11 protein-coding genes are annotated in these 14863 nt (G+C 70.4%); 3 read left to right on the top strand and 8 right to left on the bottom strand.

The annotated features are described in order from the left end of the window. Positions 1-41: 41 nt before the first annotated feature. Complete coding sequence (locus tag ACFC51_RS00900) at positions 42-1079, bottom strand: S8 family serine peptidase (protein ID WP_376526314.1); 1038 nt, start codon at positions 1077-1079, stop codon at positions 42-44. Positions 1080-1343: 264 nt separating this feature from the next. Between ACFC51_RS00900 and ACFC51_RS00895 the strand changes: the two genes are divergently transcribed. After that, a complete protein-coding gene (locus ACFC51_RS00895; protein ID WP_376526311.1) occupies positions 1344-1754 on the top strand; it encodes a hypothetical protein in 411 nt (136 codons plus the stop codon). Between the two features lie 584 nt (positions 1755-2338). On the opposite strand, the gene ACFC51_RS00890 is transcribed toward ACFC51_RS00895, so the two are convergent. The 3 genes from ACFC51_RS00890 to ACFC51_RS00880 all read right to left on the bottom strand — a co-directional run bounded on the left by ACFC51_RS00890 (position 2339) and on the right by ACFC51_RS00880 (position 6921). Next, the gene (locus tag ACFC51_RS00890) at positions 2339-4084 is read right to left on the bottom strand and encodes an amidohydrolase (protein WP_376526309.1); all 1746 of its coding nucleotides are present in this window, start codon (positions 4082-4084) and stop codon (positions 2339-2341) included. A 151-nt stretch (positions 4085-4235) separates the two neighbouring features. Continuing rightward, positions 4236-5558: an amidohydrolase family protein gene (locus ACFC51_RS00885; RefSeq protein ID WP_376526306.1), complete on the bottom strand. Its 1323-nt coding sequence runs from the start codon at positions 5556-5558 to the stop codon at positions 4236-4238. Between the two features lie 151 nt (positions 5559-5709). Beyond that, positions 5710-6921 (bottom strand): glycoside hydrolase family 64 protein, encoded by a 1212-nt coding sequence (locus ACFC51_RS00880; protein WP_376372910.1) that lies wholly within the window; start codon positions 6919-6921, stop codon positions 5710-5712. Positions 6922-7625: 704 nt separating this feature from the next. Between ACFC51_RS00880 and ACFC51_RS00875 the strand changes: the two genes are divergently transcribed. Then, positions 7626-9209, top strand: a complete 1584-nt coding sequence (locus ACFC51_RS00875; protein WP_376372853.1) for an acyl-CoA carboxylase subunit beta — start codon at positions 7626-7628, stop codon at positions 9207-9209. A gap of 62 nt (positions 9210-9271) precedes the next feature. Next, complete coding sequence (locus ACFC51_RS00870) at positions 9272-9475, top strand: acyl-CoA carboxylase subunit epsilon (RefSeq protein WP_329233252.1); 204 nt, start codon at positions 9272-9274, stop codon at positions 9473-9475. Between the two features lie 104 nt (positions 9476-9579). Here ACFC51_RS00870 and ACFC51_RS00865 read toward each other — a convergent pair whose 3' ends face one another. From ACFC51_RS00865 to ACFC51_RS00850, 4 genes are all read right to left on the bottom strand, one after another. Continuing rightward, a complete protein-coding gene (locus ACFC51_RS00865) occupies positions 9580-10161 on the bottom strand; it encodes an ATP/GTP-binding protein (RefSeq protein WP_014048542.1) in 582 nt (193 codons plus the stop codon). Then, positions 10142-10816 carry a DUF742 domain-containing protein gene (locus ACFC51_RS00860; RefSeq protein WP_376526303.1) on the bottom strand — a complete coding sequence of 225 codons (675 nt, stop codon included), beginning with the start codon at positions 10814-10816 and terminating at the stop codon, positions 10142-10144. The genes ACFC51_RS00865 and ACFC51_RS00860 overlap by 20 nt, the downstream gene beginning before the upstream one ends. An 89-nt stretch (positions 10817-10905) precedes the next feature. Further along, positions 10906-11319 (bottom strand): roadblock/LC7 domain-containing protein, encoded by a 414-nt coding sequence (locus ACFC51_RS00855; RefSeq protein ID WP_006127847.1) that lies wholly within the window; start codon positions 11317-11319, stop codon positions 10906-10908. Positions 11320-11329: 10 nt separating this feature from the next. Continuing rightward, entirely contained in the window at positions 11330-14527 is a 3198-nt protein-coding gene (locus tag ACFC51_RS00850; protein WP_376526300.1) for a nitrate- and nitrite sensing domain-containing protein, read from the bottom strand. Positions 14528-14863: the final 336 nt, after the last annotated feature.

Below are 14863 nucleotides of genomic sequence, written 5' to 3'. Positions count from 1 at the left end.
TCTCCCGCTCCCGGATCCGCGTGCGTCACGACTCCCATCCGTCATCCGCTCGTCCCTCCTGGTACGGATCGTGCGGCCCGCAACGTCTCGTACGCCCCCCACGCCTTCAGCAAGGGCGCCACGACGGAGACCCGGCGGGAAGCGGGCCGGATCACGGCGGACACCACGTCCGCCGGGCCCGCCTCCGGGAATTCGGACCACATGAGGGCCAGAGCGCCGGTGACCACAGCGGTGGCAGCACTTGTCCCGCCGAATGTGCGCATGCCCCCGGGCCCGACGCTCACCATTCCCTCGCCCGTCGCACCCACGCCGTGCCTGCCGATCGAGTGCCCGAGATTCGAAAGGCGCGCAGGGTTTCCTTTCAGGTCGTAGGCGATCACGGGGACGACCGCGGGATGGCGGGTGATGACCGTGCTGCCGATCGTCGCCTCGTTCCCCGCAGCAGCCACGATGATCACGCCATGCCGGAACGCGTGGTCCAACGCGTCCCGCAGCGCCTGGTGGTGGTGGTGACTGTGTGCGGAAAGGGCCAGGCTCATGTTGAGGATGTGCGTGCCGGCATCCGTCGCCTCCACGATGGCACAGGCGAGATCGTCGGCCCCGGCGGTGCCGGGATGCGCTGATGTCGCGGAAGGAAGTACCGGGCGTACCACCAGGGTTACCCCGGGGCAGATGGCCGGCGCGGAGGATCCCCGGCGTGTCACCAGGACTCCGGCCACCGATGACGCGTGGACGGCGGCGTCGGAGGCCGGTCCCGGGGCGCAGGCTGTGGCGGGGGTGTTCCGGGACGGCACGAGTTCGATGATCGCATCGGAGAAGTCGGGATGGTCCGTTGCGAGCGGCCCGTCGATGAGGCCGACCCTTGTGGCGCGGCGGCCGACGGTCCGGGCCATGAGGCGGCGGAGGTCCACCATGTCCAAGGGATCCGCGCCGGCGTTTCCTCTGTCAGTGATCACGCGACCACCCGAAATCGAAATCTTCACCCCGCACACCCAAACTAACGCAGGGGTGACCAGGGGGCGCGGCGGGAACATGACGTCGCGCGCGGCGGAACTCCCCGTACGCCGCGACAGGCGCACGCCCTAACTGGGCCTGCAGGGGCACTAGTTGACGGTTGAATTGATCTGCCTCCGTTTGCGAGGAACAGGGGCCGGTGCGAACGTGGAGGCATAGCCGGAGCCGGGCGTGAACGCACCGCTTGACAGTGCGTCACCCATCGGGACCGAAGCCTCGGTGTTCACCCGTCACGAGGATCCCGGTGACGCCCCCGTCCAGGCCGACGCAGGCCGGCCGACGGCTGGCAGTGACTCCTGCGGACCATGCAGGAAGGAGAGTTGACCGTCATGGTGGACATCTTCAACCCTACGATCGACGGCGGTCCGGTGGGAGGTGAGAACGGGCAGGACTACTTCTTCCGGGTCAGGTATCGCGCGCAGTTCGACGAGGCGGAGAAGGACGACGTCTTCAGTGAATTCGTCGAACTCTGGGAGCACGACGGCGGCACCATCTTCACGGGTGGTGACGACGACCGCCTGCCGTCGGTCCTGACGCCGAACACGTTCACCGCCAACCCGCTCACCATCAACCGGACGTTCGCCCTCACCCTGCCGAGGAGTGTGGCCGACACCGAGGGAGGCCACGAGGCGATCTACGCGAGGATCCAGCTGCGTTCCTCCGGGAATCTCGACCCCGCGTTCCCGGCGGACCGTGAAGTGCGCACACCGCACGGTGACTTCGACCCGGAGCCTCCTTGAGCCGGTGTCCGTGGACGAAGCTGCTGCTGATCCCGTCCGCAGGCCCCCGCCCCGGTCCCACGGGGCGGGGGCTCAGTCGGGGCCGGACGACCAGGCGCACGCAGGTGCCGCCGTGCCGCTCGCCCGGCACCCGCATGACGGTCAGGACACGTGCCCAGGTCGCGCGTGCACGGTCTGGCGGCGAGTCAGGGGCTCGATCCTGACGAGGATGTCGCCCCGTCCTCGCGCTCCGTCCCCGCAGGCCACCCACGGCCGTCCGGGGGGCGGAGCCGTCCCGGACAGCTCCGCGGAGAGGCTCCGCTCCTCGGAGACCCACGCGTCGCCGGGAGCGCGCCGTCGGCAGAGGCTGAGGTGTGTGTCCGGCTCGGACGTCTCCTCGTCCCGGTTGTCGTGGAGGTGGTACAGCTCGACGGCGGGCTGCCGGAAGGGCGCGGGCCGCCATCGGCGGAGTACCCGTGGCGGCACTCGATGAACCCGAGGATGTCCGTACCCACGGCCGGCACGGTGCGACAGCAGCTGGGAGGACGGCGACCGGAACACCCGGAGTCCCGCGCCGTGTACCGACGGGAGACTCCGGGGCGCGCTCAGACCTGTCGTTCGAGCGCCGGCCCGAGCGAGGCGAACTTCTCCTTGCTGACGACCCGGCGCGGTGGCCAGGTGATGTTCTCCGGCGGCCAGCTCTGCCCGGTCTTCTTCAGGAACCAGGCCGGCGGCTCGTACATCGGCGGCTCGTACCCCTCCGGCAGCGCCGTCTTCCAGGTCAGGCCCTCGGTCCGCTTCTCGAACTCCTCCCTGACCCCGCGCAGGAGCTCCGGCTTCACCAGGAGGTCGACGGCCGTCGCCGCCAAGTAGGACGCGGCGGCCCGGATCGCCGCGTGGGCGGGCGCCGAGCCCGCGCAGGACGCGGTCGACCAGGTGTGCATCTTCGACCCGATGGGGGCGACGGCCGCACCCATGGAGACCGTCGGGACCTGCCAGCTGATATCGGCGACGTCGGTGGAACCGCCGCCCAGGAAGACCGGGTCGGGCGGCGCCAGCTCACCGATCTTGTCGTGCAGTCCGCTCTCCGGCAGCCCCAGTGAGCTCTGGAGCTCCTTGGCCAGCCGCTGCGCGTTCCCGGAGAAGACCGGGGGCCCGATCTGCCGCATGTTGTCGTACATCAGCTCGGCGAAGGCCCGCGAGGGGAGCTGGTTCCAGCACGCCGAGGTGATCCGGTGCCGCACCGATGTGCGGCTGGCGGTCGCCGCCGCCTCGGAGACGGCGACGACCTTGTCCAGGAGCGAGGTGACCCGCCCGACGCTGCCCTCCCGGACGTAGTAGGAGATCTCCGCGATCTCCGGAGTCACGTTGGGGATGTCGCCCCCGTTGTTGATCACCCAGTGCAGCCGCGCGGAGGGCGCCATGCTCTCCTCGCGGAGGAACTCCGACATGGTCGCCATCATCACGGCGGCGTCCAGCGCGCTCTTGTTGCCCAGCGGCGTACCGCCGTGGCCGGCGACGCCGAGGAAGGTGAACGTGACGGCCGTCATGGCGTTCGAGGTGCCCCAGCCGGTGGCGTTCCCGGTGGAGGGGTGCCAGTCGAGGAAGGCGTCGAGCCCGTCGTAGACGCCCTTGCTGACGGCGTACGTCTTGCCGATCAGCTGCTCCTCGGCGGTGGAGCCGAAGAACTTCACCGTCACGTCGAGCTTGTGGCGCCGGGACGCCTCCGCGACCGCTGCCGCGGCCGCCGCGGCAGCGGTCCCGAGGGCGCAGTGCCCGCAGCCGTGCCCCGGCCCGTAGCCCGGCGCGAACGGGTCGTGGACGTACTCCTTCGGGTCGTGCTCGCCCACACCCTTGTTCTGGGACAGCCCCGGAAGGGCGTCGTACTCACCGCTGAACCCGATCACCGGGCCGCCCTTGCCCCGGGTGTACGTGGCGGTGAAGGCGGTGGGGAAGCCGGCCGTGCCGAACGTCACGTCGAAGCCCGCCCTGCGCAGGAAGTCGGCCTCGGCGAGGGAGGAGTTCCACTCCCGCAGGCTCAGCTCCGCGTGCTCCCAGATCTCGTCGTTGAGCGCGTTGATCCGGGACGTGTTCCGCTCGATCCAGCGGAGCGCGGTGCGCTTGGCCGCCGAGTCCTGGGCGAGCCCCTTCGGCGGGGTGTACGCGGCGGGGTCCACGGCGGCTCCGGAGGCCTCGTCCGAGGCCGCCGCCATCGCCGGGTCCGCCGTCATGCCCATCGACGTGGTGACGATTCCGGCGGCCCCGAGCATCTGCATGATCCGGCGGCGGCTCAGCCCGTCGCCCGTGTGTACCGCATGGTCGTGGTCGCTGGGGTCGTGCAGGTCGCACACGGGCGCCTCCGGTCTGATGGCATGTACAAGTACAGTGCCCGGCACTCTCCATTCCGCTTGTTGCGAAGTCAATAGGTCTGCGTAACCGCGGAGTTACGCACTCCGCTTGCTGTCGCGACGGGGCGGACCGGGCGCCGGGGCGGCGTGCGGCTCAGGGGCAGAGCGCGGGCAGGCCGCCGCCGTCGAGGACTCCGGCCCGGTCGACGGCGACCCGGCCCTCCTTCACCACCGCCAGGATGTGGGAGGGGTCGCCGAGCGCCGCGATGTCGGTCAGGGGATCGATGTCGGTGACGACCAGGTCGGCGGCCTTGCCCGCCTCCAGGGTGCCGGTCGTCCCGTCGATGCCGCACAGCCGGGCGGCGCCGCCCGTCGCGGCCACGACGGCCGCCATCGGGGTCAGCCCGGCGATGTCCACGAGCAGCCCCAGCTCCTGGAGGTTCCTCCCGTGACCGACGGCCAGGCCGCTGTCGGTCCCCATGGCGATCCTGACCCCCGCCGCGACCGAACGGGCCACCGACTCCTGGGCGATCCGGTGCCAGCGGACCCCTTTCTCGTACGCGGCCCGCGAGGTGCGCGCGGGATCCAGGTCCTGGGTCGTCTCCAGCAGGGTGGGCACCAGGTACTGGCCCCGTTCGGCCATCTCCGCCCGCAGCCCGTCGTCCAGGGCGTACCCGTGCTCGATGCTGCTGACGCCCGCCCGTACGGCGGCCTCGATCCCCGGCCGCCCGATCGCGTGGGCGGCTACGGGCAGACCACCGTACGCCTGGGCCTCCTCTACGGCCGCCCGGATCATCTCCGGCCGCAGTCCCAGCCACTCGGGCTGGTCATGGGGGGACGTGACACCCCCGCTCGTGGCGAGCTTGACGCAGTCGGCGCCGGCCGCGACCAGTTCGCGCACCCGCAGGCGCATGTCGTCCACGGAGTCGACCAGGCTGCGCGGGCTCCCGGGGAAGGCGACGGCGAGGGCGAGCCCGTCGATCCCTCCGGCGAGGGTGAAGTCCGCGTGACCGGCGCGCTGGCTGAGCATGGTGACCGAGACCAGCAGACGGGGCCCGGGGATCCTCCGCTCCGCCACCGCCAGCCGGAATCCCGCGTCCAGGCCCATCAGGTCGCGGGCGGTGGTCACCCCGTTCTCCAAGGTGACGCGCAGCCGGTCCAGCACCTTCAGGGTCCGGTAGCTGGGCAGCTCGTAGAGGCCCTGCAGCGGGTTGCCGGCCGGCCCGGGCAGGGCGAAGTGCACATGGGTGTCGATGAAGCCCGGGCACACGGTCCGGCCACCGAGACCGAGCCGCCGCACGGGTCCGAGGTCCGGGGGGAGGCCCGCCGAGGGGCCGGCCCACCGGATCACGTCGCCCTCGATCAGCAGGGAGGCGTCCGGGACGGGGTCGCCGCCGGTCCCGTCGATCAGGCGGAGGCCGTGGAGGAGGACTCGGGCGGCGGACTCGCCGGCGGTCGGTGCGTCGAGGGAGGACATCCGACAACGATCCGCCGCGTCACGCGTCGGCGCAGGCCGGCCTGGGCCTTACGGGTGCCGGACACGGCGGGGCGCCGTGCCGGACAGGGCGGGGCCGCCCCCTCGGAAACCGTCCGTGGACGGCCGGGGGCGGCCCCGCGCCGCGGGTAGGTCAGGAACCCACGGTCACCGTGAAGCGGCGGGGGTTGCCGTCGTGGGCCGCCCCCGACACGTCCGGCTCGCCGTCCGGGCGTACGTCGTCGTAGGGGAACGCGTAGCCGATCGGGGAGTTCGCGTGGACGACGCGCGACCAGTGGTTGGTCACCGCGCCCTTGTAGTAGTCGGCCACCGAGGTGCCGTTCGGCTGGCTGGGGTGGCTGAGCATGATCGAGCGGTTGAAGCCCGCCGCGATCCTGGCCAGCAGTGCCTTCTTGTCGTCGGAGTCACCCGGGTTGTTCGCGAAGGGGCCGTGGTTGCAGGTGAAGATGTCCTTCGAGACGGGCTTGACGAAGGTGTGGCCGCCCTCGAAGGTCAGGGTGTCCCCGCTGACGCGTCCTGCCAGCGTGCCCCGGCCGCCCTGCAGGTCGATCCGCAGGTCGGTGGAGCGGTACTTCTCCCAGACCTCGTCGATCTGCGCGGTGAACAGGTCCCGGAACGGCATCTGGTCCGGCCTGTCGAAGAAGGGGGCCATCAGGTTCTGTGGCGACACCACGCGCAGGACCTGGCCGTCCGAGCCGCGGGTGACGAGCTTGTCCCAGGGCTGTCCGTCGGAGGCCGCCTGAGCCGTGAGGTCGTCGGCGATGCGCTGGACCGCGCCGTCCGGGAGCGGGGCCACCGTGTGCGTGGCGTCGCCCTCCAGGGTCAGCCCGATCGGCAGGGCGGTCACCAGGTCGACGTAGCTGATGTTCGCGTACAGCTGCTGCGGGTTGAAGGTGAACTCGCAGAACGACCAGGTGCGCCCGTAGTTCGGGTCGGTGGACGTCGCGAAGGCCGGCTCGACCAGGGAGGGGCCCGGGTTCAGGTAGAAGTCCAGCTTGTCGTCGCGCACGAAGTAGACCCGCGCGCCGTACATCTGCGGCAGGGTCAGGACGACCGGCCCGGCGCCCGCGCCCTTCAGCGGGATGGCACAGTCCACCGGCAGCGGGGTCTGCGGGGCACCGGGGGAGTCGGGGCGGTAGACGCTGCCGTCGGGACGCAGGAGGACCCAGCGGTCCGTGCCCTGCTCGTGGCCGGTGACGTACGCGTGCACGGTGCCCGGCAGCGAGCGGTTCTCCAGGGCCAGTTCGCACGTCGCGGCGGCTGCCGAGGTACGGGGGCTCAGGGCGCTGCCCCAGAGGGGATAGGTGAGCGCGGTCGCGGAGGCGGCGGCGCCCGACAGGAACATTCTGCGCGAGATCACGGAGGAACTCCTGGGGTGTGGGGGCCGCAGACAGGGGTCAAGGGTGGTGCGGGGAGGTGGAGCAGTGGGGGGCGTCTGCGGTGCGCACCACTCTCGCTAGGCCCCCAGCGAGCGTCAAGAGTTATGACTGAGAGCGCTCTCAAGAAGGAGTACTTCTTCACAACTCGGCGCTCCGGGAGGGGTTTTGACCACGCGTGGTCGACCGTCGGACGCATGGAGTGAACAGGAGCTGAACGCGTCGACGACCGGAACCGGCCACGGGTGGAGGGAGGGGTGCGCCGGAGCGCAGTGCGGGGGAGGGGGACTGCCGGAACGCGGCCCCCTGCGGCGGGCGCCGTTCGCTCCCGGGTGTGCCGCACGGGTACTGTCCTCCTCGCTCCGCGCGGTCGTACCGCCGCGGGAGCGGTCGCCCGGAGCGCGTCTCCACGGGTGAAGGATCCGGCGGCGCCCCCTGCCATTGCGGTGCGCGCGGTCGCCCGCCCGGTGTATCCACGGCGTGGCGCGCAGACCCGGCGTGTGGCTGGCGCCACATCGCGGGCTTTGTCGGGGCCCTACAACGGGACAGCCCCGGGAGCTGGCAGATGGGCTGCACGATGCCCTGATTCTGTCAGGTGCCACCAGTAAACCGGCCAGGAGACTGTCCGGAGTGAACGGCAGGGTTTGCGCGGTCGGGTTCGTAGGGTCGACGTATGACCGTTGTGGACGAAATCCCGGGCGAGCCGAGCGACACGCGTGGCCGGGTGGCCGAACTGCTGGCGCTGCGCGACCAGGCCCGGCGCGGGCCGAGTGAGCGCGCGACCGAGGCGCAGCACGCCAAGGGCAAGCTGACGGCGCGCGAGCGTATCGCGCTGCTGCTGGACGAGGGGTCGTTCAAGGAGGTCGAGCAGCTGCGCCGCCACCGGGCGACCGGCTTCGGCCTGGAGGCCAAGAAGCCGTACACCGACGGTGTCATCACCGGCTGGGGCACGGTCGACGGCCGGACGGTGTTCGTCTACGCGCACGACTTCCGGATCTTCGGCGGGGCGCTGGGCGAGGCCCACGCCACGAAGATCCACAAGATCATGGACATGGCCATCTCGGCCGGTGCCCCGCTGGTCTCCCTGAACGACGGCGCCGGCGCCCGTATCCAGGAGGGCGTCTCCGCGCTCGCCGGGTACGGCGGGATCTTCCAGCGCAACACGCGTGCCTCCGGTGTCATCCCGCAGATCAGCGTGATGCTCGGCCCGTGTGCGGGCGGCGCGGCCTACAGCCCCGCCCTCACCGACTTCGTCTTCATGGTCCGCGAGACCTCGCAGATGTTCATCACCGGCCCGGACGTCGTCAAGGCGGTCACCGGTGAGGAGATCACCCAGAACGGCCTGGGCGGCGCCGACGTGCACGCCGAGACCTCGGGCGTCGCGCACTTCGCGTACGACGACGAGGAGACCTGCATCGCCGAGGTCCGCTACCTGATCGGCATGCTGCCCTCCAACAACCGTGAGAACCCGCCCGTCGTGCCGAGCGACGACCCGGCCGACCGCCGTGGCGACGTCCTGCTGGACCTGGTCCCGGCCGACGGCAACCGTCCGTACGACATGCACAAGGTCATCGAGGAGCTCGTCGACGACGGCGACTTCCTGGAGGTCCACGAGCGCTGGGCCCGCAACATCGTCTGCGCCCTGGCCCGGCTCGACGGCCAGGTCGTCGGCATCGTGGCCAACCAGCCGCAGGCGCTGGCCGGTGTCCTGGACATCGAGGCGTCCGAGAAGGCCGCGCGATTCGTCCAGATGTGTGATGCGTTCAACATCCCCATCGTCACTCTGCTGGACGTACCCGGCTTCCTGCCGGGCGTGGACCAGGAGCACGGTGGGATCATCCGGCACGGCGCGAAGCTGCTCTACGCGTACTGCAACGCCACCGTGCCGAGGATCTCGCTGATCCTGCGCAAGGCCTACGGAGGCGCGTACATCGTCATGGACAGCCAGTCCATCGGCGCCGACCTCACCTACGCGTGGCCCACCAACGAGATCGCGGTGATGGGTGCCGAAGGCGCCGCCAACGTCATCTTCCGCCGGCAGATCGCCGACGCCGAGGACCCCGAAGCGATGCGGGCCCGCATGGTCAAGGAGTACAAGGCCGAACTGATGCACCCCTACTACGCGGCCGAGCGCGGCCTGGTCGACGACGTCATCGACCCCGCCGAGACGCGCGAGGTACTGATCGCCTCGCTCGCGATGCTCCGCAACAAGCACGCCGACCTGCCGTCCCGCAAGCACGGCAACCCCCCGCAGTAGTCGCAGCCGCGGCGGCCACCCCGCCCACGTCAGCGATCACCTGCCCAGAAGACGGAGACCTCATGAGCATCACTCCCGCCGATTCGGTCCTGCGCGTCGAGAAGGGCCAGGCAGGCCCCGAGGAGCTCGCCGCCATCACCGCGGTCCTGCTCGCCCGTGCGGCCGCCCAGCCCGACGCACCGGCCCACCGGGGCCGTAGCACCGCCGGATGGCGCCGACTGGAGCGCACCCCGGGATTCCGCGCCCCGCACAGCTGGCAGGGCTGAGAACGGCCGCTGAGGCCGTTCCCCGGGCCCACCGGGCCCTTACCGACGAAAGGCCCCGCACTCCTCCCGAGGAGTGCGGGGCCTTTCGTCGTGCGGCGACGGGGTCAGCGCAGGCGGGCCATGAGGGCGTGCTCGACCAGCGTGATCAGCGCGCTCTTGGCGTCCGCGCGGTGCCGGGCGTCCGTGGTGAGGATCGGGGTGTCCGGGCCGATCTGGAGGGCTTCGCGTACTTCGTCGGGTGTGTAGGGCTGGTGTCCGTCGAAGCCGTTGAGGGCGATGACGAAGGGGAGGCCGCTGTTCTCGAAGTAGTCGACGGCGGGGAAGCAGTCGGCGAGGCGGCGGGTGTCGACGAGGACGACGGCGCCGATGGCGCCGCGGACCAGGTCGTCCCACATGAACCAGAAGCGGTCCTGTCCGGGGGTGCCGAACAGGTACAGGATCAGGTCCTGGTCCAGGGTGATGCGTCCGAAGTCCATGGCCACCGTGGTGGTGGTCTTGTCCCCGGTGTGGGTCAGGTCGTCGATGCCCGCGGACGCGGACGTCATCACGGCTTCGGTGCGCAGCGGATTGATCTCCGAAACGGCACCGACAAACGTGGTCTTACCCACGCCGAAGCCCCCTGCCACCACGATCTTCGCCGAGGTAGTGGAGCGGGCCGCTCCGCCGCTAGAGCTTGCGAAGTCCACTGAGCACCCTTTCGAGCAGTGTCACATCTGGTTGGCCGCCGGCGGCCTCGTCGCCGCCGGGCTGATGGATAGCGACGAGTCCGGCCTCGGCCAGGTCGGCCACGAGGATCCGGGCAACGCCGAGGGGGATCGAGAGGAGGGCCGACACCTCGGCCACCGACTTGATCTCGATGCAGAGCCGGCAGATCCGCTGGTGTTCGGGCAACTGCCCTTGCAGCCGGGCCGGATCGGCCGTGGTGCTGACCAGCGCCTCGATGGCGAGCTGGTACCGCGGCCGGGTCCGGCCGCCGGTCATGGCGTACGGGCGGACCAGCGGGTTGTGCGCCGCGGGCTTCGCGGGTGCGGGAGCCTGCCGCTGAACCGGCTGGATGCGCGACGGCGGCGCCTCGTAGCGCTGCGGCGGCTGCTGCTCCTGCTGCGGCTGCTGGTAGTGCGGCTGCTGCTGGGGCCACCCGGAACCGGGCTGCTGCGGCTGCTGCTGCCAGTCGCCGCCCTGAGAGCCCTGGTGCGACTGCTGATAGGGCTGATACGGCTGGTAAGGCTCTTGCGGGCCCTGTCTGCCGGGCATGGAGGGGGTGTCGAAACGGTTGTCACCCTGCTCACCCGGGACCCGCTGACCGCCCTCGTACAGGTGTCCGCCTGTGGGTGCTGCCACGTTTCCTCCTCCGAATGCCGGTCGCCATCCCAGTGGTGCCGCGCCACCGCACCTTATGGCGCGGTGACGAGAAACGCACTGTCTGTCTATTAGTTAAGAAGACTTCCCTGGAGTTCGGCGCGGAGATCCGGGGTGAGAACACTTCCTGCACGGTCCACGAGAAGTGCCATTTCGTACCCAACCAGACCGATGTCGGCGTCCGGGTGGGCGAGGACGGCGAGTGAAGATCCGTCAGAGATGGACATGATGAAGAGGAATCCTCGCTCCATCTCCACAACGGTCTGGTTCACGGCGCCGCCTTCGAAGATCCGGGAGGCGCCCGCGGTCAGCGACGTCAGACCGGAGGCGACGGCCGCCAGCTGATCGGCGCGGTCCCGTGGGAAACCTTCGGACATCGCCAGCAGGAGTCCGTCGGCGGAGACCACCACCGTGTGGGACACCCCAGGGGTGTTGTCCACGAAGTTGGTGATCAACCAGTTCAGATTCTGCGCCGCCTGGCTCATCGGGCTCACACTAACGCTCCTGGTTGTAGGTATTACTTGTGTCCGACCCCGCGGTGCGACCCCGCAGGACACCGCGGCGCAGGTTGCTCAACCTGCCCCGCACGTCCTCGGGAGCGCGGGAGACCTGTGGGCCGCCCTGCTGGGTCTGCTCCGCCGTGCCCTCGACCAGATTGGCCTTGGGCACGCGCCGAGGGAGCCCGGAAGGAGTGATTCCGCCCGCCTTCGGGTCCTTGAGCTTCTCGGCCCGCTCCCAGCGCTCGTCGTTCGCGGAGCGCCAGTCCTCGGGGCCCTCCCCGCCGGCCGGTTCGGCCTGCGGCTGCGGCCGCTGCCGCTGTTCCGGTGCGGCAGGCTGATCGTTTCCGCGGCCGGTGGGCTGCCAGTGCTGCTGGCCGGCGCCGCGGCGCGGGAGACCCGCCTCGGTCAGGTCCTGACCGGGGTTCGGGGTGGGTCCCTGGCGGTCGAAGCCTACGTGTTCCTGAGTCCCGGCGGGAGCGCTCGGAGCAGATTCCGCTTCGGGCTGCCCCTGGGGCTCGAAGGCCCCCTGGTAGGAACCCTGCCCCTGCCAGTCTCCCTGGTGGGAGTGGTCGCCCTGCGGCGCGAACTGGTCGGTGTACTGCTCCTGCTGACCGTCCGGGGCGGCGTATCCCGCTTCCGGATAGGCGTTCTGCTGCGGCTCCTGGTAACCGTTGCCGGCGTAGGGGTCGTAGCCGCCCTCGTAGCCGGGCTGCGGGTACTCCTGCTGCTGCTGGGCGTACTGCTCGGGGGCGTACTGCCCCTGGTCGTACCGGCCCTGGGCGAACTGCTCCTGGGAGTGGTCCTGCTGCTGTCCCGCGCCGTTCTCCTGGAAGGCCGGACGGTCGCCGCCCGCCTGCGCCTCCAGCGCGGCCCGGCGCTCCTCACGCATCAGCGAGCGGTTGACCGGGTCGAGCTGCGGGGAGTCCGAGGCCTCGGTGTCGTAGCGCGAGTCGTCGAAGCCGAGCTCCGCCGCCGTACGCATCGGGGCGTGGTGCGGCATCGGGTCGAAGGCCTGCGGCTGCTGCTGCTCGGGGATGATCGAGGAGACCGTGAAGTCGCCCTCGTGTGCCGACTCGCCACCGCCACCGTGCGTGATGGCGTCCGGCAGCATGACCAGCGACGTGGTCCCCGCCTGCTCACCCGAGGGCCGGAGCTGGACGCGGATTCCGTGCCGGTCGGCCAGCCGGCCGACCACGAACAGACCCATCCGCTGGGACACCGCGGCGTCCACGGTCGGCGGGTTGGCCAGCTTGTGGTTGATGTCCGCGAAGTCCTCGGCGGTGAGGCCGATGCCCTTGTCGTGGATCTCGACCATGACGCGGCCGTCGGGCAGCCGGGTCGCGGTGACCCGCACCTTGGTCTGCGGGGAGGAGAAGGTGGTGGCGTTCTCCAGCAGCTCGGCCAGCAGGTGGACGAGGTCGGTCACGGCCTGGCCGTGGATCTCGCTCTCCGGCACGCCGGTGAGCTCGATGCGCTCGTAGGACTCCACCTCGGAGGAGGCGGCCCGCAGGACGTCGACCAGCGGCACCGGCTGGTTCCAGCGGCGGCCGGGCTCCTCGCCGGCGAGGACGAGGAGGTTCTCGCCGTTGCGCCGCATACGCGTGGCCAGGTGGTCCAGCTTGAAGAGACTCTCCAACTGGTCCGGGTCGGCCTCGTTGTTCTCCAGGTCGGTGATGAGGGTCAGCTGGCCCTCGATGAGCGACTGGTTGCGGCGCGACAGGTTGGTGAAGATCGCGTTGACGTTGCCCCGGAGCATCGCCTGCTCGGCGGCGAGCCGGACCGCCTCACGGTGCACCTGGTCGAAGGCGCGGGCGACCTCGCCGATCTCGTCCTGGCTGTTGATCGGGATCGGCTGCACCCGGGTGTCCACCCGGCCCGGCTCGGTCCGCGACAGCTGGTCGACCAGCATCGGCAGCCGCTGCTCGGCGATGCCGAAGGCGGCCGTACGCAGCTGGCGCATCGAGCGGCTCATCTGGCGGGCCATGAGGCCGGCGATGATGAAGGCGGCCAGCAGGGCGATGATCACGATCGCCGCGTTGACGATGGCGTCGTTCCTGGCGTCGGTCGAGATCTCCGCCGCCTCGGCCACGGCCTTGTCGACGAGCTCGTTCTCGACCGTCGTGTAGCCGTCGAACTTCGCGGTGGAAGCGGCCATCCAGGTCTCGGGGGTGATGCCCTTGGCCTTCAGCTGGTCCGGCTGCTTGCCCTGGCCGATCTGCTGGGCCATGCCGTCGAAGACCGAACCGTCGATGCTCGGCGGCGCCACGAAGGGCTGGCCGGCGGCCTTGGCCTGCGCCGCGGCCTCCTTCAGCTGCTCGGCGCCCTCGGCGGCCTTGCCGGCCATGACTTCCTTGAGCCGCGCCGCGTCGGCCTCCGTGCCACCGGAGATGAACTCGCCGAGGGCGATCTGCTCCAGGTAGTTGTACGAGCTGAACGCCGTGACCTGGCCGTTGAACTTCCGCTCCTCCTGGCTCGGGCGCACCAGCAGGTGCATGCCGATCGAGCGCTGGAGCGATTCGGCGGCCTTGGCCAGCTCGATCGCGTAGACGGTCCGGCCGTAGCTGGTGATGTTGCCGGTGCCCAGGCCGAGCTCGTTGGAGAACTCCATCAGCGAGTGCTGGACCTTGGTGTAGCCCTCTTCGGTCTTCACCGGGTCCATCGCCTCGGCGTAGGCGGCCTTGCGCAGCTCGGGGAGCAGGGGCTCCTCCACCTTGAACAGCTTCAGGCGGCGGTGGAGACCCTCCTTGTCCGGCATGTTCTGCACGGCGGCGTCGAACTTCGACGCGGCGTCGTCCGTGGTGGCGCGTACCTTCTCCACCTCGGCGGCGGTGCGCTTGTTGGAGAGCAGGGGCTGAGCGGTGAGGTCACGCTCGTTCAGCAGCGCCTGCCCGTACTCCGCGGCCGCGCGGACGACCAGGGCCGTCTTCTCGGCGTCCTGAGCCTCGTTCCAGGTGTCGACCGACCCCTTCACCTGGAAGCCGCCCATGACCAGGCCGACCAGCGCGGGAATCAGGAGGATCGCGTTCAGCCGGGTGGGCACCCGCCAGTTGCGCGGTGACAGCCGGCTGGTGCTGCCGGCCGTCGGTTCCGCCTCGGACGACGTGTCCGCAGGCGGGGACAGCGCAGCGCGCGGCGGCGGGGTGAAATTGCCCCGCTCCGGCTGCGCCGCGGAGCCCTCGTTGCTTCGCCTCACTCGACCAACAACCTCTCGGCGTCGGCACCTACGTTGTGCCGGAATTATCGTTCAGGGGGCCGTACTACTGGGTAGTTCGAGGCATTGCAGCACGCGGACCGGTCGCGTTCCAAACAGTCGGAATGAGTGATTCCGACTACGGCCGCCCGCAGATAAAACGGGCATAAAGAGCGAGCCCCGTCAAAAGGCGAGGCTCGTATGAGCACAGCGGTACCGGTCGTGCGCGTCGGGTATCGACGGGGCCTCAATTCACTGTCGAAATGTTATGAACGCGGGGGCGGATCGTGTCAAAGGACACAGGCCGCCCCCGCGTGACTACAGCAACTTCCGTAGATC

Origin of the sequence: Streptomyces sp. NPDC055962, from assembly GCF_042270185.1 — a bacterium.
GTDB lineage: Bacteria > Actinomycetota > Actinomycetes > Streptomycetales > Streptomycetaceae > Streptomyces.
This window is presented reverse-complemented; position numbering and strand designations above follow the sequence as displayed.